Origin of the sequence: Candidatus Nitrosacidococcus tergens (assembly GCF_902810445.1) — a bacterium.
Taxonomy (GTDB): Bacteria; Pseudomonadota; Gammaproteobacteria; order Nitrosococcales; family Nitrosococcaceae; genus Nitrosacidococcus; species Nitrosacidococcus tergens.
This window is the reverse complement of record NZ_LR778175.1, coordinates 979,075-1,001,751: the sequence shown is the minus strand read 5'-3', so window position 1 is coordinate 1,001,751 and position 22,677 is coordinate 979,075. Positions and strand designations below refer to the sequence as shown.

16 protein-coding genes are annotated in these 22,677 nt (G+C 37.0%); 6 read left to right on the top strand and 10 right to left on the bottom strand.

Annotated elements, in window-relative coordinates; all coding sequences use genetic code 11:
* Positions 1–1,569 carry a glutamate--cysteine ligase gene (gene gshA, locus NSCAC_RS04850; RefSeq protein ID WP_197743737.1) on the bottom strand — a complete coding sequence of 523 codons (1,569 nt, stop codon included), beginning with the start codon at positions 1,567–1,569 and terminating at the stop codon, positions 1–3.
* A gap of 89 nt (positions 1,570–1,658) precedes the next feature.
* Between gshA and NSCAC_RS04845 the strand changes: the two genes are divergently transcribed.
* A complete protein-coding gene (locus NSCAC_RS04845; protein WP_197743736.1) occupies positions 1,659–2,555 on the top strand; it encodes a DNA-3-methyladenine glycosylase 2 in 897 nt (298 codons plus the stop codon).
* Positions 2,556–2,625: 70 nt separating this feature from the next.
* The gene (locus NSCAC_RS04840) at positions 2,626–4,332 is read left to right on the top strand and encodes a carbon-nitrogen hydrolase family protein (protein WP_197743735.1); all 1,707 of its coding nucleotides are present in this window, start codon (positions 2,626–2,628) and stop codon (positions 4,330–4,332) included.
* 671 nt (positions 4,333–5,003) lie between these two features.
* Here the strand turns inward: NSCAC_RS04840 and NSCAC_RS04835 are convergent.
* From NSCAC_RS04835 to NSCAC_RS04820, 4 genes are all read right to left on the bottom strand, one after another.
* On the bottom strand, positions 5,004–5,324 hold the full coding sequence (locus NSCAC_RS04835; protein ID WP_197743734.1) for a hypothetical protein: 321 nt from the start codon (positions 5,322–5,324) through the stop codon (positions 5,004–5,006).
* A 42-nt stretch (positions 5,325–5,366) separates the two neighbouring features.
* Positions 5,367–6,716 carry a glutathione-disulfide reductase gene (gene gorA, locus NSCAC_RS04830; RefSeq protein ID WP_197743733.1) on the bottom strand — a complete coding sequence of 450 codons (1,350 nt, stop codon included), beginning with the start codon at positions 6,714–6,716 and terminating at the stop codon, positions 5,367–5,369.
* A gap of 6 nt (positions 6,717–6,722) precedes the next feature.
* A complete protein-coding gene (locus NSCAC_RS04825; RefSeq protein WP_197743732.1) occupies positions 6,723–8,153 on the bottom strand; it encodes a c-type cytochrome in 1,431 nt (476 codons plus the stop codon).
* A gap of 63 nt (positions 8,154–8,216) precedes the next feature.
* Complete coding sequence (locus NSCAC_RS04820; RefSeq protein ID WP_197743731.1) at positions 8,217–9,380, bottom strand: lipocalin-like domain-containing protein; 1,164 nt, start codon at positions 9,378–9,380, stop codon at positions 8,217–8,219.
* Positions 9,381–9,813: 433 nt separating this feature from the next.
* Between NSCAC_RS04820 and NSCAC_RS04815 the strand changes: the two genes are divergently transcribed.
* Both NSCAC_RS04815 and NSCAC_RS04810 read left to right on the top strand, forming a co-directional pair.
* Complete coding sequence (locus NSCAC_RS04815) at positions 9,814–11,697, top strand: S8 family serine peptidase (RefSeq protein ID WP_197743730.1); 1,884 nt, start codon at positions 9,814–9,816, stop codon at positions 11,695–11,697.
* A 121-nt stretch (positions 11,698–11,818) separates the two neighbouring features.
* Positions 11,819–13,888, top strand: a complete 2,070-nt coding sequence (locus tag NSCAC_RS04810) for a S8 family peptidase (RefSeq protein ID WP_197743729.1) — start codon at positions 11,819–11,821, stop codon at positions 13,886–13,888.
* A 16-nt stretch (positions 13,889–13,904) separates the two neighbouring features.
* On the opposite strand, the gene NSCAC_RS04805 is transcribed toward NSCAC_RS04810, so the two are convergent.
* The 3 genes from NSCAC_RS04805 to NSCAC_RS04795 form a co-directional block, all read right to left on the bottom strand.
* Entirely contained in the window at positions 13,905–15,245 is a 1,341-nt protein-coding gene (locus NSCAC_RS04805) for an FAD-binding protein (protein WP_197743728.1), read from the bottom strand.
* A 30-nt stretch (positions 15,246–15,275) separates the two neighbouring features.
* Positions 15,276–16,139: an MBL fold metallo-hydrolase gene (locus NSCAC_RS04800; RefSeq protein ID WP_197743727.1), complete on the bottom strand. Its 864-nt coding sequence runs from the start codon at positions 16,137–16,139 to the stop codon at positions 15,276–15,278.
* A 306-nt stretch (positions 16,140–16,445) separates the two neighbouring features.
* A complete protein-coding gene (locus NSCAC_RS04795) occupies positions 16,446–17,309 on the bottom strand; it encodes an MBL fold metallo-hydrolase (RefSeq protein WP_197743726.1) in 864 nt (287 codons plus the stop codon).
* A 326-nt stretch (positions 17,310–17,635) separates the two neighbouring features.
* Between NSCAC_RS04795 and NSCAC_RS04790 the strand changes: the two genes are divergently transcribed.
* On the top strand, positions 17,636–18,211 hold the full coding sequence (locus NSCAC_RS04790) for a TIGR00645 family protein (protein ID WP_232085886.1): 576 nt from the start codon (positions 17,636–17,638) through the stop codon (positions 18,209–18,211).
* A gap of 69 nt (positions 18,212–18,280) precedes the next feature.
* On the opposite strand, the gene tal is transcribed toward NSCAC_RS04790, so the two are convergent.
* Complete coding sequence (gene tal, locus NSCAC_RS04785) at positions 18,281–19,378, bottom strand: transaldolase (protein ID WP_232085885.1); 1,098 nt, start codon at positions 19,376–19,378, stop codon at positions 18,281–18,283.
* Positions 19,379–19,522: 144 nt separating this feature from the next.
* Positions 19,523–19,855 carry an EF-hand domain-containing protein gene (locus NSCAC_RS04780; RefSeq protein WP_197743725.1) on the bottom strand — a complete coding sequence of 111 codons (333 nt, stop codon included), beginning with the start codon at positions 19,853–19,855 and terminating at the stop codon, positions 19,523–19,525.
* Positions 19,856–19,992: 137 nt separating this feature from the next.
* On the opposite strand from NSCAC_RS04780, the gene NSCAC_RS04775 reads away from it, so the two are divergent.
* A complete protein-coding gene (locus NSCAC_RS04775; protein WP_197743724.1) occupies positions 19,993–22,674 on the top strand; it encodes a PD-(D/E)XK nuclease family protein in 2,682 nt (893 codons plus the stop codon).
* Positions 22,675–22,677: the final 3 nt, after the last annotated feature.

Below are 22,677 nucleotides of genomic sequence, written 5' to 3'. Positions count from 1 at the left end.
TCATTTTTGAGCAAAATAATGGGCTAGATATTCTTTAAAAGAAAGGGTATCTGTAGCCTCCATATGTCGTTGTTGTTTCCAAGATATTTGAGCCAGTTGAGTAAAATGCTCTATTTTATCTTGAGTTAAGGGGAGCTGCTTAAAATAATTAGCATGCTGATGAGAGAGATCCATGGCTAATCGATAAAAGGTTTTTCCTGTTTTTTTCATTTCTGCCAAGATTTGTGCAGAAGGGGTTAGATTCGGATCTTCAATAAGAGGATACTGTTGGGTAAGTGCAGTAGTGTAAGATTGATTTTCTACTCCTTGATCCAGTAAAGAACAGATCTCTTCCATTTCTTGATAGATTTCTAATGCCCAAGTTTTAAGTAGTATACTCTCTCCGTTTCGTTGTAGGTTAAGCATTGGATCTCGCCCGCAACAAGCTACTTTTTGCTGGTTGTGCTCTGCCTCTTTACGCTGATCTGAATCTAAATTAGGACTTGCTTTTAACAAGCATAAAATAAGAAAAGCTTCTAAAAAGTAGAGGTGCTGCTGATTAATCCCTAGAGGTTCATAGGGGTTAATATCTAATGCTCTGACTTCAATGTACTGTATGCCTCGGCGTTTTAGGGCGAGAGTAGGTTTTTCGCCAGATTCGGCAATCTGTTTTGGGCGAATAAAGCTATAAAACTCATTTTCAATCTGCAGAATATTTGCATTGAGTTGACGGTAAAACCCATCCACTTCTACACCGATTTTTTCATAAGGAGGAAAAGGAGTTTCAATCGCCTTAGTAAGGCCTTCAATATATTCTGCAAGGCTATTGTAGGGAATATCTACCCCTGCTTGGGTATCGTTTTTATAGCCAATATCACTCATTCGCAACGAAGTAGCGTAGGGTAAAGTATAAGTAGATGAATCAGAATGGATAAATTCTTCATGGGGTGTTTTTAAAAAACACTGACAAACCGCAGGGGAAGCGCCAAATAAATAGGAAATAATCCAACCTAAGCGATGAAAGTTACGAAGTAAGTGAATATAACGCTTGTTAATAAAATCAGCTAGGGGTAATTGGCTGTGATCCTGCTCTTGTAATATCGGCCAAAAAGATTCGGACAAGGAATAGTTAAAGTGAATTCCTGCAATAATTTGCATTCCTCGTCCATAGCGATAGCCTAGCCCACGACGATACACATGCTTCATCTGCCCCACATTAGAAGTGCCATAGTAGGCAATAGGAATTTCTTTTTCATCGGTGACCGCACAGGGCATACTGGCTGCCCAAAGAATTTCTTCGTTTAAATTCGTATAGGTAAATTGATGAATATATGCTAAGAAATCGAGGGTTTGCTCTGCTTGCGCACAAGGTGGGGTTACAAACTCGAGTAAAGCCTCTGAATAATCGGTTGTAATATAAGGGTGGGTAAGGGCTGATCCTAAAGATTGAGGATGGGGTGTTTGGGCAATATTACCTTTAAGGGTAATGCGTAGGCTTTCTTTCTCTAACCCTTTTTTACTCTCCTTAACAAGCATTTTATAGTCAGGTTTAGTAAGCCATCGTAGGTGGTATTTTAGCTGTTTGTCCACGGATTATTTAGATATTCGTTACAATAATATAAACTCAGGATTATAGCTTACCTCATTTATTTATCCTTAGGGGAGGAAGATTAATCTCTATGGCTATTTCCTATTCAGGATATCTTAATTTACCCCATGGATTTCGCAGTCATGACATACTGGCATTTCATGATCGGGATTCAGAGCAAACAGCCGAACGAGTAAATTACAGTAAAAATTTATTAGAGAAAGGAATTTTATGGCAAGGCATGCCTGCTTGTCTTATTTTACAATTTAAGAAAAAACAACAAGTTGCTATTACTTTGCTAGCAGAGGGAGGCAAGGATGTTTCTGAATTAGAAATACTCCCTATAGTACAAAGAATGCTAGGGCTTAACCAAGATATTGATGATTTTGAAAAAGCGCACTATCGACACCCTCAATTAGGTACTCTGGTTAAAAAGCAAGCGGGTTTAAGAGTACCGTTATCCAGCACTCCCTTTGAAGCTCTTGCTTGGGCTATTACTGGGCAGCAAATTAGTCTTGCAGCGGCTATTTCCATTAGGAGAAAACTCATTAAAGCCTTAGGAATAACACATTCCTGTGGACTGTATTGTCATCCTAATGCAGAAGTAATTACCCAATTAGGTCAAGATAAATTGCATCAGGTAGGCTATTCTAAAACTAAGGCAAAAACACTATTCAATTTAAGCAGAGGAGTTATAGAAAATACTCTTCCCTTAGATGATTGGCTTACCCAGCAAACACCTGTGGAAGAGATTTCTAAAAAGCTTATTGAAGTGCCGGGCATTGGTCCTTGGACTATTAGTTATGGTTTACTTCGAGGTTATAGTTGGTTGAATGGATCCCTCCATGGTGATGCAGGAGTGCGAAGAGGGTTACAAAAATTGTTAGGATTAGAGTCTAAAGTTACTGCTGAAGAAGCAGAAAAATGGCTTGCTCCTTTTACACCTTGGCGTGCTTTAGTAGCAGCGCATCTATGGATGTCTTTATAAAGGAGTAGTAATAACTACTTTAGATTTAGGGTAGTTAAGATAGTAATTAATTGAGGAGAGATAATTTTAAATGAAATCTTATGAATATCGAGCAGCTGCAGTGCAGACTCTCGCTAAAATGGGTGATGTAGAAGCAAATCTTGAAATTTGTGCTCATTATGTAAAACAAGCTGCCCAGCAAAATATTCGGGTCATTGTGTTTCCAGAATGTATGAATGTGGGTTATTTATATGATTCTCAACCCCATGCTAGGCAAATTGCAGAAACGATTAAGGATGGCAAGTTTATTCATGGATTGGCAAAACTAGCCCGTCAATACGATGTGTATATTGCCAGTGGGCTTTCTGAATGGGATCCGCAAGCAGAGAAGATTTTTAATACAGGAATTCTCCTTGATCGCAAAGGAGAATTAGTTGTTCACTATCACAAGCAATTTCTCACTACCCATGATCAAAATTGGTTTAAGTTTGGGGAGCGAGGCTTTCCTGTGGTGGAAACAGAATTGGGTCGAGTGGGGATGATGATTTGCTTTGATGGTCGGATTCCGGAAATTCCCCGTTGTACTGCATTAAAAGGGGCGCAAGTCATTTTAGATATGGCTAATTTCTTTCTGATTGATCAAGCAGAATTATGGCGACCTGCTCGTGCATTAGAAAATGGGGTTTGGATTTGTGCAGCGACTAAAGCAGGGCAAGAACGATCTATTTACTATCCTGGGGGAAGTATGATTGTAGATCCTAGGGGTGAAGTAAAAGCAAAAGTGGCTTGGGATATTCATGGGATGGCAATTAGCAATATTGATCCCACCCTTGCCGATGATAAACACTATGCTTTAACCGCTGATAAATTTACCGATCGCCGTCCAGATACTTATGGTATTTTGACTAAACCCTACGAACAAACCCCTGTTTCAAAGACCAGCGTAGAACCGATTATCCCTTCTCAGATGACCTTTAATATGGCAGCGGCCCAAACCCATGTGTGTGAATCCCATCCAACTACCCTTGATCGGGTGATTGAGCAAGTGACTCATGGTGCACGGTTTGGGATTAAGGTGATGGTATTACCTGAATACGTTGCTTCACCTAATTGGCGTATTGATGAAGCTGAGGCTCGGCGGTTAGCTGGAATGAATCAGGAGTTACTGCAAAAGTTCGCAGAAGTATGCAAAACAGAAAAGTGTGCTCTGCTGGTCCCTAATGTGGAAGAAGTGGACAGTAAACTCTATCCTACTTCTTTTCTCATAGGGCTTGAAGGTGAAATTATCATGTCCTATCGTAAAGTGCACCTATTTAGCGATGAACAACAATGGGGAACAGCTGGATCGGAATATCCTGTAGTCAATACCTCCTATGGTCGCATGGGGATTATGATGGGTTATGATGGTCTCTTTCCAGAGGCGGCTCGCTGCTTAGGAGTCAATGGAGCCGATGTGATCCTATGGCCTACTCGAATGCAAGATAAAAAAGAGCGGAAGTATTTATTAGTACCTCGAGCAGCAGATAATCGCTGTGCGGTGATCCTTGCAAATCGAGTGGATGCTCCTTACGGAGGAGGCAGTATGGTAGCACTTCCTGCCCAATTCCCTGTATGGGATGTGGATAAAATAGCACCAAACTACCCTGATATGCACAAAATTGTGCTAGAAGTAGTAGAAATTGCTAGTGCTCGCCAAAAGAATATGATGGCTAATGTTCATATGTTTGCCAAACGCCAGCCTTGGACTTACGGTGCATTAACGGCACAACATAAGGTAGTAAGTGTTGCAGGTAAATAAACATATTCTGGTGGTACGATAATTTTGTATCGTACCACTTTTTTGTTGCTCATCATTTTACTTTATCTATTTGTTACAAGTTATGCGATTAGAGCAGCTACATACGTTGTAGTTATTTAATTTACCATTCTATATAGCTTAAAGCTATTTAAGTGATTTAACTAAAATTGTTATAAAACAACTATGGTAAATCACGTAAAATCATCTAATGATAAAAATGAATTATTATTAACCTGTTGTTTTTATAAAAAAATAAAAAATGGTATAAATGTTGCATTATATATGAGTGTACCTTTTATTTTTAACTACTCAATTAAAAGGAGGTGACGACAGGAAAGTATAGTTTTAATTTATTAAATCCAGTAAGTTTTTTCGCTGTCTCTGCCTAATTACCGGGGTAAGGTTTCCGTGCTTACCCCGGCTTTTTAGGAGTACATTATAATAGAATGATAAATAAACAAAACATTCTATTAAATATAGCTACATAAACAAGTAATCAAAAATAAGTACTACCCTAACTTCATACTTTTATTATCAACTAGATTCACAAGGGAGATTTTAACCACCTAAGATCAATAAAGAGTTTCGTTAGTACTGTTGCCTGTTCTTCACCTAACTATTGGGATAAGCACTTTGTTCTTATCCCAACTTTTTTATAATCATATTCCAACCTAGCTCTCTAATAATCTCATGAAAAATGGCTTCCAAGCAATGATTAAAGCAGTAATCATGGAGAGATCTAGCCCAATAATAATCCAGTAACGTAGGCGTTCTTTAGCGTCTTTATCTAATTTACCAATAAAGCTCATGAGAATATCAAGGGAAACCACAAAAAGCATAATAAAGGTTAGGGCAGGTGCTACTGCACTTGCTACTAGTCCAAATTCAGTTTCAAGTGTTACTTTTTCAGCATAGAAAGAGAACCAAATTAAAGTAATGGTAATTACAACTAGAGCAATTCGTAAAGGGCCAATATAAAAAATAGATTTCATTATTTTTTCCTAAATCCAATAGGGTTCAAATATTTTTTTATCTTAAGTTACATTCCGCATCGTGACAAATTCTTCTGCTGCGGTGGGATGGATGCCAATGGTACTATCAAATAGCGCTTTAGTTGCTCCTGCTCTAATAGCAATGGCAATTCCTTGGATGATTTCACCTGCCTCTGGTCCTAGCATATGAGCACCTACTACTTTGTCTGTTGTTTTGTCTACGATAAGTTTCATTAGGGTTTGCTCGTCCCGACCGCTTATAGTATGTTTTAGGGGGCGAAAACGGGTGCGATAAACCTTAATATCACCTATTTTATCTCTAGCCTGAGTTTCCGTAAGCCCTACAGTAGCTAGATTAGGTTGGCTAAATACACAAGTAGGAATATTGGTGTAATCTAAGGGAGTGTTGGATCCTTCATAAAGATGATGGGATAAAACCATGGCCTCTGCAGTGGCAACTGGAGTAAGGCTAATTTTTTGAATCACATCCCCAATCGCATAGATAGAGGGTAGAGTACTTTGATAAAATTGATCTACTATAATTCCTCCTGTTGGATTAAGGCGCACACCTAATTCGGCTAATCCTAAGTTAGCTGTATTAGGACGGCGACCAATAGCATACATAATTTTATCTGCTTGAAGTATCTCTCCATTATGAAGTAGCGCATTTAGTCCTTGCCCTTGTTTTTCAATGGCTTTCACTTCTGCATTAGATCGAAGGATAATGCCTCTTTTAATCATTTCAGCTTCAAGAGCTTGCCTTAACTCTTGATCGAAATGATGAAGTAATGAGTCTCCTCGATAAATAAGGGTAGCATGGCTCCCTAATCCATTTAAAATACCGGCAAATTCTACTGAAATGTAGCCTCCGCCTACAATAATAATGTTTTCTGGTAGGGTTTCAAGGAAAAACATTTCATTTGAGTCAGTGATATGTTCTTTACCTGGAATATTTGGAGTAAATGGCATACCTCCAGTGGCAATTAAAATTCTTTCCGTGCTGTAAGAGTGATTGTTTATAGTGACTTGATGGGGATTATCCACCTTAGCCCAACCATTGATTAGTGTTACATTAACTTGTTCTAAGAGGCGTTGGTAAGTTTGATTAAGCCGCTCAATTTCCTTATCTTTATTTTTAACTAGAGTGATCCAATCAAAACGAGGCTGCTCTGCCGTCCAGCCGAAATTCACTGCATCTTCAAAATCTTCTGAGAAATGAGCTGCATAGTGGAGAAATTTTTTAGGAATACAACCCACATTAACGCAAGTACCCCCTAAGTATTGGGATTCTGCTATAGCCACTTTAGCTCCTAAACGGGCAGCTACTCGGGCAGCACGAACTCCTCCTGATCCAGCACCAATAATAAAAAGATCAAAATTGTAGTTTGCCATTATTATCTATAGGGTTTTTAAGTATTCTAATAATTGATGCCTTTCCTGTTTGGATAGCACATCTCCAAAAGTATGCCCCATGTTTCCATAGCCGGAGAGGCTGGTATCATAGATCTTCTTCTGTTCCTCTGATTTTTTAGCTCCTGATTTTCCATAGTCTAACTGGGTATAATTCCAACCTAGGGTTTTATCATTGTAATCTTTAGTATCGAAAGTTCTGGTCCAGTATTTAGGTCGTTGAGCACTATTGAGTAAGGATTCTAAGGTAGGCACTGAGCCATTATGTAAATAAGGGGCCGTTGCCCAAACTCCATCTAAAGGAGGGGCTAAATAGCCGTCAACTTTTGCTACATGAGTTCCTTGACCATAAAAAGATTGTGCAAGCCAAGGTCCAGACCGATCTAAATCACTACCCATTGCCGTTTTAATATACTCAGGATCGGTACCTATTTCTGCAAGGGAAATTACTAAATTGGGATATTCTTCTTTTTCTCCATAAGTACCATGGCAACGAGCACAATGGGTATTAAAAATATCTTTACCTTGACTGGCAAGGGATTGATCTATTTTAAAAGGATAAGTAGGTGGTTTAAGGGAAGCAATATATTCTTGAATATCCGGAGCATAAGAATCCACCATTTGCGCATCTTTAACTGATTCGGCACATAGACTAGAGGCCATAATTTCAAGGCGAGCATGATCGCCACGGCCAGCGGCAGAATAAAACATCCCATTTTGTTTTTTCATTCGCCACCAAGGGGGAACACTTACTGGGAGGGGTTTTTCTGATGGAGGATCCATAAGTAATTCATTTGACCATGCGAGAGTTTTTGGATCCCTATGGGCAAAAATTCCCCAAGTGAGATTGACTGCAGAGTTCACACCGATGGTATCTGTTCTCAAATAAGGAGCTATCCCAGTGACCCGATCCACCCATTTACGCCATTCTTTAGTTTCTTTTTTACCCTCTACATAAACCCCAATGCTTTCTGCATTGGCCACTATATCTTGAGTGAGATCCAAAGACTCATTGCCTAATCCTACAATTAGCTCGCCATTAAAAGGACTGCCATGGCAGAGAAGACAGTTATTTACTACAAGACCAGTACCCTCTTGAGTTTCATAATAGGTTTGGTAATAGGGGAGATTCTTATTAATTCCTTTTCGTTCAGGAAGAGAGTATTGGGGTGGAGGAAAAAGAGTACTTTTCTGATAGGCAGAATAGGGAATGCCGCAGGTTAAATAGGGTTTATTAATGATTGCATTATAACCTGCTTTTGGATCTCCATGTCTTTGCGGTTCTTCAGGTACAAAGCCAGGAGTTACTTGAGTTATTTTTGCTGCTTCATAAGATTGAGGTACTTTATCTGAATCACAAGTAACTAATACTAATAGCATCCATCCTAAAATAAACCATTGTTTTAATAATATTTTCATTATCTTCTACCATAATAATATATTTTCTTTCATTTAATCATATTTTTAGAGTAGGCAGTTAATCTATGGTCGATAGCCAGTAAGCTCTTGAAAACCTTTTCCTATTACGCTATTGCCTTGATAGTAACCATCTACTGTAACTGAGCCACTCCAATAATCTATACTTGAGTTAAGTTCCTGATTTTCTATGCTAGGTGCAATCTTAAGATTAATATTATGCTCGGGAATTTGCAGTTGCCAGTGGGTAGGATAGGAAATATGAGTATTAGGGCTTTTCCAATTACTCAGTGGATTTAGTGCAATATCTTCTCTAGTTAGAACTTCTGCCTCTCCTTGGGTAGTCACTAAAGTACCATGATTAATAGGAGTGCCTGTGCCATCTGTACGATGGAGTCGAAGGATAAGTAAATCTACCCCATTATCTAACTGAAGTAAAAATCGATCCCATACGGTAGATCCGGTTGGGATAGGTATCTTTCCCCAACTATGATCAAACCAAGATAGACCTGTCACTGGGTAGCTACTATCTTTCATTTTTATGGTCCCTTTAGTCATCAACCGTGGTAGGGTATAAGCATAAAAGCTTCCCATTGAGATTTGGGAATCGTCGCCAAAATAGAAAGGAATCTTTAATGGCTCTAATACTAAATCAATGCTCACATTTTCAGTTTTTGCTAATAGATAAAAACTACTTTTTTCCTCTTCTTCGTTCAATATTTGGAATTGCCAATCTTCTAGCCATACTTTGATAGAATTATTTGTAGAAGAAGCACCGCTTAGCCCCACAGCTACACGGCTAAATCGTTCAATAGCATAAAATTGAGATTTTAATATATCAGTGAGCCCAAAATAACCTCGATAGAATTCCTTAGCCACCCATGGAGAAGATCGTTTGGAAGAATTTGGATTTAAACCTACCCGAAAAAAATTAAACTGAAATCCAAAATCCCTTCTCTGATCTGAGCTTAAATTACCAACAAAATTCCACGATTCATTTTGATAGCTTGAGTGTGTTCCATGATCTCTAGGAAATAGAAACTGCCATGGAATGTCTACTTGGGAGAATCCTATGCTTGTTGTGTTTAATAATTGATTAATAACAGATAAAGATTGCTTACTTGAGACTATCTTTTTCTCTTTTTTCAAAGAGATGGTTCCTTGATAAATCCAAAATAGAGTTAAAGCTAATAATGATAGATAGGTAATTATTTTTTTATAAATAATCATTTATGAATTTAGATAGTTTTAATTTTTAATATTTTTAAATAAGAAATACAAAAAATGTCATAAATAGTGACATGTAATAGCTAAATTCCTATTTGATAAATCAGTTAATTTTTATTAAAAACCGTTTTTAGTAGAATTACGTTAAAAAATTTTTTACATATAACTATAAAGTTACTGAATAACTAAAAGATTAATTTAAAAAAAGCAACATAGGTTGGCACAGCTTTTGCCCCTCTTTTTTAGAACAGTAAAGAGGAATACAGCAAAAGTGAGTGCTCATATGTGGTTAAAAATAATAATTTCTGTAGTTTTAATTAGTATTAATAATACTAGCTATGGTGCTAATTTGAATTCCCAAATAGCACCCCTGATTCAGAATTTGCTGATAAAAGAGGGTTACATTCAGAATTCAAATATACCGAGCGCTTCGTTAATGACAAAACAATCTGTTACTTTACGCTCAGAACCATCAAATAATCCTCAATTATTAAACCCTAGCTTATCTCCTACAGCCATAGTAAACGGCATCGCTGTTCGCTTTAAAGATCAAAAAATTCAAGACCTAGCAGCAGAGAATTTGCCTCCCTCTGATGAAATTATGAATGAATTAGAATCTATTTTTGGAGAAAAACTAATTTTTTCTCAATCAATGGGTAATAAAACCCATATATTTCGCTTTCAAGCTCCTAAGTCTGGAAAAGAGCTAACAGAGCTGATTGAACAAGCCAGAATGCTACCTAGTATTGATCAAATTGAAGCAGATATCCGAGTAAAAATGCAATCCATTCCCAATGATCCTTTATTTGATCCCTATCAATGGAGTATGAAAGGACAAGGCCAAGGATATATTGGCGGGATTAACGCTACTGGTGCTTGGGATACGACTCAAGGAGATTCTAGTACGATTATCGCAGTAGTAGATACTGGCGTTAATCCCCATCCGGAATTTGCCGATCGGTTACTACCTGGCTATGACTTTTTTGTAACTCCTTATGCCCCTGGAGGATCAGATCCTGGAGATTGGACAGCACAAAATGAATGTGATGACAACGAGCCTGCTGAAGAGAGCTCTTGGCATGGGACGCATGTAACTGGGATTATTGCAGCTCAAGGTAATAACGATATAGGGATGGCGGGAGTAAACTGGAATACAAAAATTTTACCTGTCCGTACCCTTGGAAAATGTGGAAGTTCTTTAAGTGATATGATAAATGGTACTTTATGGGCTGCAGGTCTACCTGTTCCCGGAGTACCCATAAATCCGTACCCTGCACAAATTATGAATTTAAGCTTATCGGGGGAAGGAGTTTGCCCACCTCTTTATCAAGAGGTAATCAATCGTGTATTAGATCAAGGGATCTTAATTGTAGTTGCGGCAGGAAATAAGCAGGGGGATATCAGTCAGTATTTTCCCGGAAATTGTGATGGAGTACTGACTACCATTGCCACTAATTTTAATGGGGATGCCACTTCTTATACTAATCTTAATGTAATCAACCCCAATACTATGGGTATTATTGCTGCCCCTGGAGGAGATGGAAGTCGCAGCCTAGGAATCATCTCCACCATTAGTATAGGTACTACAGTACCTGAAGGGTTTAGCTATAGCTTACAAATAGGCACCAGTGAATCGGTGCCTCATGTCGTTGGAATTGCCTCTTTAATGTTAGCTATTAACCCAGAGCTCTCTGGAATTGAATTAAATTCCCTGCTACCTGCAACAAGTCGAGATTTCCCTGAAGGCACTCTATGTGCTCAGTATAATAATTTGTGCGGATTAGGTATTGCTGATGCAGAAAATGCGGTTCAAGCGGCAACTACTTTTAAAAAGTACACACTTATTTACGAGTTTTATAACTCAAGTTCTCATGATTATCTTTTAGCTACTTCAAAAGCACAGATGGCAGCAATCAATCGAGGAGAAGCCGGTCCAAATTGGCAACTGACTGGGAATTTATTTTATGCTTGGTCTGGAGCTACTAATGGGGCACAATCTGTGTGTCAATTTTATAATCAAGGGGCAAATTCCTATTTTTATACGGTAAACTCAGGGGATTGTAATTATTTACAATCGCTTAATCCTACCAATGCTGTTGCCAATGATCTATGGACTTATGAAGGAATTTCTTTTTATGCCCTCTCTCCTGTTAATGGCACTTGTCCTAATAGCTCTGATCCTATTTATCAGGTTTATAATCTGATACAGGGTAGGGTAAATCATCGCTTTGCTACCTCTCTTGAAGAATATAATAGTATGATTGCTCAAGGTTGGCTCGGTGAGGGCATCACTATGTGTGTCGCTATTATAAGTTCATGATTATTTCTTCAGTTGAAAGAATTAAATAGAAAAACCATACCTATATAATATTTAAAGGTTCTATACTGAAAACAGTGCTTAATAATTTATATAAAGTTTATCTTATCTTAATAAAGCGAACATGAGTGTTTATATTATGTGGTTAGGATTATTAATCAGTGTAGTATTGAGTTTAAACAGCTTGGTTGTTCATGCTGATCTAAAATCTGGTCAGGGTATTCAGTTACCTTTAGATTCAAAGATAACGACTATGATGCAACACCTACTCACAAAAGATGGTAAGATTGAAAATCTAAGCATACCCGAATCTAGTGCGATTACCAAGCAATCTGTAAATTCACAATCAGAGAAATCAAATCCACCCCAACTCAATTCTAACTTATCTCCCAGCGCTATAGTAGATGGTCTAGTGGTGCGTTTTAAGGATCAAAAAATTCAAGACCTAGCAGCAGAGAATTTGCCTCCCCCTGATGAAATTATGAATGAATTAGAATCTACGCTAGGAGAAAAACTTACTTTTTATCGCTCCATGGGAAACCAGTCCCATATTTTTCGCTTTCAAGCACCAAAATCTGGAGAAGTAGTCACCGATCTAATTCAAAAAGTAAAAACCTTATCGAGTATTGATCAAATTGAGCCAGATATCCGAATAAAAATGCAGTTAGTTCCTAACGATCCTTTATTTGACCCTTATCAGTGGAGCATGAAAGGGCAAGCTCAAGGATATATCGGAGGAATTAATGCAACTGGAGCTTGGGATAGCACACAAGGGTCTGCTAGCACAATTGTAGCGGTGGTAGATACTGGGGTCAATGCACACCCAGAATTTGCTGATCGACTACTGCCTGGTTATGATTTTTTTGTCACCCCCTATGCACCGGGTGGATCCGATCCTGGAGATTGGACGACGGCAAATGAGTGTGGAGACAAGGAGCCGGCAGAACCGAGTTCTTGGCATGGTACTCATGTAACTGGGATTATTGCTGCTGAAGGGAATAATGATATGGGGATGGCGGGAGTAAACTGGAATACAAAAATCCTACCTGTACGTACGCTTGGAAAATGTGGAGGATCTCTAAGTGATGTTATCAATGGAATTCTATGGGCGGCTGGATTATCCGTACCTAACGTACCAATTAACCCCAATCCTGCCCAAGTAATTAACTTAAGTTTAGCAGGAGAGGGAGCCTGTCCACCTCTCTATCAAGAAACAATTAGCCTTGTGCTAGGGCAAGGGGCACAGATCGTGGTTGCCGCTGGTAATGATCAAAAAGATATTAGCCAAGCATTTCCTGGCAATTGTAATGGAGTACTTACCACGATAGCTACCAATTTTTTTGGAGATGCAGCTTCTTATACTAACCTTAACCTTGCTAACCCTAATATAGGTGGTATTATTGCCGCTCCTGGAGGTGATAGTAATGGTATTATCTCAACGACAAGCACAGGTACTACAACCCCTGAAGGATTTGGCTATAATCAACAAATAGGCACCAGTGAATCAGTCCCTCATGTCGTGGGAATTGCTTCTTTGATGTTGGGGATAAATCCAGCACTCTCTGGCATAGAGCTAAACTCTCTACTGCCTGTTACTAGTCAAGCCTTTCCTGAAGGTAGTCTATGTGCGAAATACCAAAACCTATGCGGATTAGGTATTGCCGATGCTCAAAACGCCATTGAGGCAGCAACTACCTTTAAAAACTATACCCTCATTTATGAATTTTATAATTCCAGCTCAAATGATTATCTTTTAGCCACTTCAAAAGCACAAATGGCAGCAATCAATCGAGGAGAAGCTGGTTCAAATTGGCAACTGACTGGGAATTTATTTTATGCTTGGTCTGGAGCTACTAATGGGGCACAACCTGTGTGTCAATTTTACAACCAAGGGGCAAATTCTTATTTCTATACGGTAAACTCAGGGGATTGTAATTATTTACAATCACTTAATCCTACCAATGCTGTTGCCGATGATCAATGGACTTATGAGGGGATTGCCTTTTATGCATTATCTCCTACCAATGGGGCTTGTGCTAGTAACTCTGATCCTATTTATCAGCTTTATAATAACCAAGCAGCAACCAACAACCCAAACCACCGCTTTGTTACCTCTCTTGAAGCGTATAATAGTATGATTGCTCAAGGCTGGCTCGGTGAAGGCATCACTATGTGTGTCGCTGCAGTAGCTTAGATTATACGTAAATTTTTTACTTATTCTCAACTGCTTTTTCAAACAAAGTAGGAGCTAAAGAATTAGGATCATATTTCTCTTTTAGAGCTTGGTAAGCAGTACCATTATAAAGACGATCAAAACGCCTTTTATCAATAAAAGTTGAAGAATAGAGCATTTTCCTACCACTTAGACGAAAACATTCATTATCCATAATCTTAGTATAGTAATAGTCTATATCTTCTCTTGGTTTTTCTGTAAGACAATAACTGCCTAAATTAAAGTAAGTTTTTTTTGCACGAATAGGGTAGAGAGTAGAATATTTAGAAGAAATAATTGGGAGTGCTACCCAAGGTTTATCATTTAAGTTAACGTAATTTAGAGCAAATTTAATTAAAGTAGCTGCTCTTTCCCAAGGTACTTCCCAGTCTTGAATTAACTGTTCTTTAGTATTACCAACAGAGGGCAGGAAGCTCAAAATTTTCCTCTTCCATGTGCTATAACGATTATAAAATCCAGAGCTTCTTAAAGATTTAGGAGCATATTTCCTGAATAATTGAGAAATACCAACTTCTGGGATATTCCAAAACCAATCAGGATCATAGCGAAAGATATACTGCTCTGTAGGTAAAAACATTTCTGATTTTTCTCGAGCGACTTTATAGTAAATATTTTGATAGATATCATCTAGATGAGGCGCTTCATCCACAAAATAAGCTTCAGTAAGATAAAATTCGCTTTTGCTATAAAAAAGCCCTTCAATAAAATCAGCTCGTTTTTGTCTTACTGCTTTTTTCATTGCCCATAGATAGGATCGTACCCAAGTAAAACGGGTATGATTAATTTTTACATAAGATTTAGCAGGGATAAGCTCAATTTTCGCTTTTAAAATATAGCCTAAGGTGCCGTAAGAATTAGGTAATCCATAAAATAAATCTGAATATTCATTATTTGCATTACAAGTGATTACCGTGCCATTGGGTAGTAATACATCCGCTTCAATTAGACCATCATGAACAAAGCCATAACGATAAGAACTAGATTCAATACCAATACCTACAATTGCTCCTCCCACAGTAATGTGCTTTAACTCTGGAGTAATCGTAGGTAAAAATCCTTGAGGAAGAAGCTCTGCAACAATTTGTCCATAAGTAGTTAGCCCCTCTACCTCAAGAGTAAGGTTTTCCTTATTAATCGTGAGTACATGGTTAAATTCTTTAAGTGGAATTTTAGTAGCTCTTTTAAGTTTTTGTCCTTGATAGCGAAAAAGATTAGAGGTAGTCCCTTTCTTAATACGAATATTTTTTTTCTTTTGGCTGCTATTAATACGCTGTTTTAACTGATCTAAACGTTGTTGGTAAGTGAATGCTTGTGCCATAGGATTGCCTCTAGTACTTTTAATGCCCTATTAGAATTGGTTTAATGGAATTTTAAGATAAGTAATATTGTTATTTTCTGGTAGTGGAAGATCCCCGGCAGAGATATTAACTTGTAGTGCAGGTAATATTTGGCTTGGGTTAGGTAAGTTTTGTTCTTTTGCTTTTCTTTTTTCTACAAATTCTGCTTCACTAATCCCTTGTCTAGCAATAGGATTATAGGCTTTTTGGTCCGCCACAGTAGATTCCCAACAAAGTTTACGATTATTCGGCGGGTAGTCATGGCAGGCAAGTAATCGTGTTTCATCAGGAAGTTGGTAAATCTTTTGAATAGAGCGATATAGGGCGTGAACATCTCCTCCAAAGAGATCCGTACGACCTGTGCCATAATCTGGCATGAGTAAAGTATCCCCTACAAAAGCAATGCCTTCTTCTATTAGATAATAAGTGAGACAAGCAGGGGTATGCCCTGGAGTGTGTATCGTCTGTACTTTTAAACTGCCAATTTGAAATAATTCTCCATCAGTAAAAAGATGATCAAACTGGGAGCCATCAGTTTTAAAGTCTACACCTAGATGATAGATTTGGCTTAAATCTTTTTGAATTTGTGTAATACAAGCACTTATTCCTATTTTACCGCCAAGTTGTTTTTTTAGATAGCTACTCGCACTAAGATGATCACCATGGAGATGAGTCTCTAAAATCCATATTAAAGTTAAGTTTTCTTGGTGAATATATTCAATGATTGAGTCTGCTGCCTCGGTATTTGTTCTTGCAAAGGCAAAATCATAATTAAGTACTGGATCAATGACTGCACACTGTTTATTTTCTCCATAAACGATATAGGAGATTGTATTCGTTTTTGGATCAATAAATGATTGGATATAAGCACTCATAAATAAATCACATAGCTTGAGATAAGATCAACTCTATCTAATCTTAATATATTAAGTGATTAAATTATACTTTCTTTTATTAAAAAATTTTTAGCTGTTAAGTACTTAGATTTTATCTTTATATTTAACTAGAGAAAATATCTAACAATAGATAATTAAACTATCTAAATTGAGCTTTATTTAACTTAAATAAGATGAGTAGACATAACCAAAAGGTAGATGAAATAAATCCCCTTCTTAGGAGCGTTATTTCATCTTGAGTTATTCAGTAATTAGTATGTAATGAAAGGCTATCTTTAATATTTTCTAGAATTGATTGAGTGGAATTTTTAAATAGCTAATATTATTCTCTTCAGCAGAAGGGAGTTCTCCTGCACGAATATTCACCTGCAATGCAGGTAAAATTAATCGTGGCATTGTCAGACTTTCATCTTTTGTTTTTCTTTTTGTCACAAATTCTGTCTCACTAATTCCTTGTCTGGCAATAGGATTACGGGCTTTTTGGTCAGCTACAGTAGATTCCCAGCGAATCTCACGACCATCAGGAGGATAATCATGACAAGTAAACAATCGAGTTTCATCCGGTAATTGATAAATTTTATGAATAGAATGGTACATGGCGTGAGCATCGCCTCCAGGAAAATCTGCACGAGCTGTGCCATAATCTGGCATGAGTAAAGTATCTCCTACAAAAGCAATACCTTCTTCTATTAAATAATAAGTCATACAAGCAAGGGTATGCCCTGGGGTATGAATTGCTATGGCTTTTAAACTACCGATTTGAAATAGTTCTCCATCGGTAAACATATGATCAAATTGAGAGCCATCCGTTTTAAAATCAGTGCCTAAATTATATAACTGCTTAAAGTGATGTTGGATTTGAGTAACATAAGCGCCTATCCCTGTTTTTCCACCAAGCTTCTTTTTAATATAACCCCCTGAGCTTAAATGATCAGCATGGGGATGGGTTTCTAAAATCCATGTGACGGTTAAATTTTTTCTACGGATACACTCTATCATTTGATCTGCCATTTCCGTACTTACTCTGCCTGCTGCAGGATCGTAGTCTAATACTGGATCAATTAAAGCGCATTGTTTATCTGCTCCATAAACCACATAGGAGATTGTAGAAGTTTTTGGGTCAAAAAAGCCGTGAATATTAGTGCTCATAAATTTAAAAGGATTATATAATTAAATCAATAAAATAATTATTTAATTTAAGGAAATAAATATATAAAATTTTTATATATTTATAAAAATTAATTATAACTAATAATTAATTAAAATCTATCCTGTAAGGTAGTAAAGTAAGGTTAACAGATTCTAAATTGACACTAGATAGGAGGAATATCTTAGATTCTCTAGAGAATTTAGACTAAGAGAGCGCAGTAATATCTGATTAGAAAAATATCTATACGTAGGATTGTTAAAAGTAGTATTTTATTGAAATTAGAGGATTTATAAATGATTTTTATGAAATTCTTAAAAGGTATGATGTGAAAAATATAAAAGAAAGATTAATTGAAAATACAGCGCTAAGTAAATATTTTGGAAAATATAGAATAAGAAATATAGAAAACTTACTAGAAACCATGATCTTTGCCAGTCGCTGGCTCCTCACTCCTTTTTATGTCGGGCTTGTCATTGGTATTATGCTCTTATTGGTTAAATTTACTCAAGAACTCATTCATGTGATTTGGCATATTTTTTCATTTTCTGAGAATGAAATTATCTTGGGAATTCTTAGTTTAATTGATATTTCCCTCATTGCTAATTTATTGCTGATTATTATTTTCATTGGTTATGAAAGTTTTGTTTCTAAAATTCAACATATGAAAACTCATATTGATCGACCTGAATGGATGGGGCAGGTGGATTTTTCCGGCATGAAAATTAAACTCATTGGCTCTATTGTGGCTATTTCTGCTATTGAATTACTTAAAATTTTTATTGATGTAAAAGCTTATAGTAATACTGAGTTGAGCTGGAAGGTGGGTATTCATGGAATGCTTGTAGTATCTGGACTCATGTTTGCTTTAATGGATAAAATTTCAAGCAAGCATCAAGCATAAAAGTTAAATTTTAAGAAAAAAGCCAGGGATATTCCCTGGCTTCCATATTTTAATTCCTTTAAGTGAATTTTATACACCACATTTTTTCAATGAAGTTAATATCTCTTCATAGGCATCAATAAATTTTTGTACGCCTTCTCTTTCTAATTGATCAGTGACGTCCTTAAAGTTAATTCCTAGCTTTGCAATATCTGCAGCAGTTTGTTCTGCCTCATTCATGCCTTGTTCTACTGTATTTGCTGCTACTCCATGATCAGCAAAAGCTGCCATAGTATTTTCAGGCATAGTATTTACTGTATGAGGACCAATGAGAGGATCCACATAAATCACGTCAGAATAGCTTGGGTTTTTAGTACTAGTACTTGCCCAGAGTACTCTCTGGAATTGAGCACCTTTAGCCTCTACCGCTTTCCACCGATCGCTATTAATAATTTCCTTAAAAGCTTTATAGGCAAGTTTAGCATTAGCAATAGCCATTTTACCTTGTAATGCTTTAGCCTCTGGGGTATTTTTGCAGTTTAAGTGCTCATCTATCAGTACATCAATTCGGCTAACAAAGAAACTAGCTACTGATGCAACTTCCTTAATAGATTTTCCTTCCTTTACTCGTCTTTCCAGTGCTCTTAAATAAGCATAGGCAATTTCTTCATACCGATCTACAGAAAACAATAGAGTGACATTGACATTAATGCCTTCATAAAGCAAAGTTTCAATAGCAGAAATTCCTTCCTTTGTTCCTGGAATTTTGATCATTAAATTAGGGCGATCTACTTCTCTCCATAAGCGTCTGGCAGCAACTAATGATTTTTCCGTATCATGTGCTAGGTGAGGAGAGACCTCAAGACTCACATAACCATCTAATTTATCTGATTTATCATAAACAGGACGAAGTACATCACAAGCGTCCCGAATATCAGTTACCATCAGTGCTTCACAAACTTCAGCAGGCGTTTTATTTTCTGCACATAATACTTTAATTTGTGGGTTGTAATCGCTGCTTCCAGTAATAGCTTTATCAAAAATAGAGGGATTTGAGGTCACTCCCCGTAGCCCTTCAACCTCTACCCGGCGTTTTAAATCTCCATTATGAATCATCCCTCGGGTGAGATTATCCATCCAGCAACTTTGCCCAAATTCAAACAGCTTTAAAAAAGAACTCATCATCATTCTCCTTGTTGTACGTCTGAATAGTTAATAATAGGAATTTGGTAAGGGTAATAATCTATAACATCCTTACCGGGGTAAATAAGTATTTTTAATATAGCTTAAAAAAAGAAAAAATACTTCTCTAAAATAAAAAGAACTAGCAGGTTAATTTTTTATAAAATCTTTAATAGATTCTTTTATTTTCTTCGTTTCAAAATCACTAAATTCACTTTGATCTATTTTACTGTTTTGATCTTGATCTACTGAAGCAAAATTTTTATTCAGAGAATCCCATTGTTTTGCCTCTTCTCTGCTAATCAGATTATCTCCATTTTTATCTAGTTCTGAAAAGGTAGGTTGGCGATTGCCCCAAGATTGTGCTTGCTGTAAATCAGCTCTAGGCATAATGGGTTCTACTGAATAACTCATTTGCGGGAATAGCCATGATAGAGTAAATAAAAATATAAATACTGTTCTATATGCAAATAGATTTGTCATGACCGACCTCCCATAAAATCAATTAAATATTTGAACATGCTTTAAGGCTTAAGGCTAAGGATTATTACCTCTTAATTAACTATTTGTGTGTATTACAATTTTTATTGTAACATCCATTTCAAATACTCAAAAAAGTCATGAACCAGATTACCCACCTTTTTCAGCTTTTTTCTGCTTTAGAATCAGGTGCAACCCTGATTACCGTAAATAATCGACTTGCTCGAGAATTTAATCATCGTTATGGAAAAACACAGGAAGAAAAAGGAAATTATGTTTGGGAAACACCTCAGATTATGCCTTGGTTTTCTTGGCTTCAGTCTTGTTACAATCAAGCTGCATTACTAGGGCTAACCCCTATTCTACTCAATAACGTACAAGAGCAAAGCCTATGGGAACAAATTATTAAGGAATCTAAATACTACCAAGAGTTACTTCGAGTTTCAGCCACTGCTAAAGTGGCACAATCTGCATGGCAGCTTTGGCATGGGTGGCGATTATCTATTAATCCTTTATCTCACTACGATACGGAGGAAAGTAAAGCTTTTCAAGAATGGTCAGAATCATTTAAATGCTATTGTGAAAAACATAATTGGCTGGATTCTGCAAGACTACCAGATAGCGTTAAGACTCTATTTGCCACGAATAAAATAACACTGCCTAAAAAAATCACTTTTGTAGGGTTTGATGAATATACTCCTCAACAACAGGAGTTTTTTATTGCCTTACAAAATCATGGCGTAACGATTGAAGAATTTCATCATGAGGCTGAATATAAAACAGTACAACAGCTTCTTCCAGTAACAGATCCTACTGAAGAACTGACCCTAGCTGCAAGCTGGGCGAAAAAACAGCTAGAAGTTGATCTAACCAAACGGGTTGGAATTATAACTCCTGAGTTAAATACCTTACGCCCTAAAGTAATAAAAGTTTTTGATCAAGTACTCCACCCAAAATCTACATTTTCTTTATGGGAAAAACCTAGTAATAATCGAGCTTACAATATCTCTTTGGCGCCTACTTTAATTGCCTATCCTATCATCCAAACAGCATTACTCATTCTTAAGCTAGCAAGTGATAAAAGTTTATCTGTAGCAGAAATGACAAAACTGCTCCTTTCTCCATTTCTGATAGGAGCAGATCAAGAGTATTCTAGTCGGGCTTTGTTAGATGCTAAGTTACGAACAAATCGAGAGACAGATATTAACTTGGATCAAGCCCTTGCATTAAGCCACGCTCAATCTCCTCTATTATCTAAAAAACTAAGGAATTTTAAACATGCAATAGTAAAACAACCTTCTGAACAACCCCCAAGTCAATGGGTACACACTTTTATTCAGTGGCTTAAGTCTTTTGGTTGGCTAGAAGGGCAACCTCTAAATAGTGAGGAGCGTCAATTATTAAATTCATGGCATGAAGCCCTAGAATCTTTTGCTAGCTTAGAGCTTATTCATAGGAATATAAATTTAAAGCAAAGTATTCAAATACTTAGAAATTTACTTTCAGAAAAATCATTTCAACCTAAAACAGAGCGAAATGTGCCTATTCAAATTCTAGGAGTTCTGGAAGCTGTAGAAACTCGTTTTGATGCTTGTTGGATCTTAGGACTTCACGATAGAGTATGGCCACAAGTATCTAATCCTAATCCACTGATCCCTATTTTATTACAGCGGAATAAAAAACTACCCCATAGCTCTGCAAGAAGAGAGCTGGAATTTACGCGCAGAATTACCCAGCGGTTATTGCACATTTCCCCCGAAGTAATTGTAAGTTATCCTCAGCAGCACGAAGATCAAAAACTAAGGCCTAGTCCCTTAATTACTCATTTGCCAAAAACTTCTAAAGTAGACTTAAATCTAAGATCACCTATCAATTATACTTATCATGTTTGGTTGGAACGACCCAATTTAATTAAGTACTCCGATAAGAGTGTTCCTCTAATTCAATCTTCAATAAAAGGAGGCACAAGTTTCTTAAAATCCCAAGCTCTATGCCCATTTCAAGCTTTTGCTACCTATCGTTTAAATGCTCGAGCTATTGAAAATCCTTGTTCTGGACTCTCTGCTATGGAGCAAGGAAATCTTATTCATAGAGTACTACATATTTTTTGGCAAGATACCCAAGATCATGCCACCCTTATAGGCTATACAGAAAAAGAGTTACAAGACAAGGTAGCTCTAGCAGTAAGAGAAGCTATTGAGCAGCAGAAAAAACAAACTTCACAGGTATTTACTGAAAAATTTAGCTATGTTGAACAAAATCGTTTAGTACAACTTACCCTTGCCTGGTTAGAAAAAGATAAAGCACGCTCTCCGTTTAGAATTATTGAACTTGAAGGTGAGGAAAAATTTCATTTTAATGGTCTAGATTTTAATATTCGAGTCGATCGGATGGATGAATTGGATAATAGCTTATTTGCGATTGTGGACTATAAAACAGGTGAACCTAAAGTAAAACATTGGTTTGGAGATCATCCAGAAGAGCCTCAACTTCCCTTATATGCCCTTGCTCATAAAGAATTGATTAGTGCACTTTTATTTGCCCAAATTCGCCCCAACGAAATGAAATATTTAGGCGCTACTGCAGAACAAGAAGTAATTTCAGATACTCCTTTTTTTAAAGAGGTTAAATATTTTTTTGATCTTAAAGAAGTAAAAGAAAATGGCTTAGAAACCTGGGAGGAATTATTAACCTATTGGCAACAAAACTTAGAAACGCTCACCGATAAGATAAAACAAGGCGACAGTAGGGTAGAGCCAAAAAACCAGGATACCTGTCGCTATTGTTTCCTATCGAGTTTTTGTCGTGTCAAAAGAAAATAATTT

Excerpts from the sequence above, each read along its gene's own strand:
- NSCAC_RS04845 (WP_197743736.1), top strand. The coding sequence starts at position 1,659 with ATGGCTATTTCCTATTCAGGATATCTTAATTTACCCCATGGATTTCGC.
- NSCAC_RS04840 (WP_197743735.1), top strand. The coding sequence starts at position 2,626 with ATGAAATCTTATGAATATCGAGCAGCTGCAGTGCAGACTCTCGCTAAA.
- NSCAC_RS04835 (WP_197743734.1), bottom strand. The coding sequence starts at position 5,324 with ATGAAATCTATTTTTTATATTGGCCCTTTACGAATTGCTCTAGTTGTA.
- gorA (WP_197743733.1), bottom strand. The coding sequence starts at position 6,716 with ATGGCAAACTACAATTTTGATCTTTTTATTATTGGTGCTGGATCAGGA.
- NSCAC_RS04825 (WP_197743732.1), bottom strand. The coding sequence starts at position 8,153 with ATGAAAATATTATTAAAACAATGGTTTATTTTAGGATGGATGCTATTA.
- NSCAC_RS04820 (WP_197743731.1), bottom strand. The coding sequence starts at position 9,380 with ATGATTATTTATAAAAAAATAATTACCTATCTATCATTATTAGCTTTA.
- NSCAC_RS04815 (WP_197743730.1), top strand. The coding sequence starts at position 9,814 with ATGACAAAACAATCTGTTACTTTACGCTCAGAACCATCAAATAATCCT.
- NSCAC_RS04810 (WP_197743729.1), top strand. The coding sequence starts at position 11,819 with ATGAGTGTTTATATTATGTGGTTAGGATTATTAATCAGTGTAGTATTG.
- NSCAC_RS04805 (WP_197743728.1), bottom strand. The coding sequence starts at position 15,245 with ATGGCACAAGCATTCACTTACCAACAACGTTTAGATCAGTTAAAACAG.
- NSCAC_RS04800 (WP_197743727.1), bottom strand. The coding sequence starts at position 16,139 with ATGAGTGCTTATATCCAATCATTTATTGATCCAAAAACGAATACAATC.
- NSCAC_RS04795 (WP_197743726.1), bottom strand. The coding sequence starts at position 17,309 with ATGAGCACTAATATTCACGGCTTTTTTGACCCAAAAACTTCTACAATC.
- tal (WP_232085885.1), bottom strand. The coding sequence starts at position 19,378 with ATGATGATGAGTTCTTTTTTAAAGCTGTTTGAATTTGGGCAAAGTTGC.
- NSCAC_RS04780 (WP_197743725.1), bottom strand. The coding sequence starts at position 19,855 with ATGACAAATCTATTTGCATATAGAACAGTATTTATATTTTTATTTACT.
- NSCAC_RS04775 (WP_197743724.1), top strand. The coding sequence starts at position 19,993 with ATGAACCAGATTACCCACCTTTTTCAGCTTTTTTCTGCTTTAGAATCA.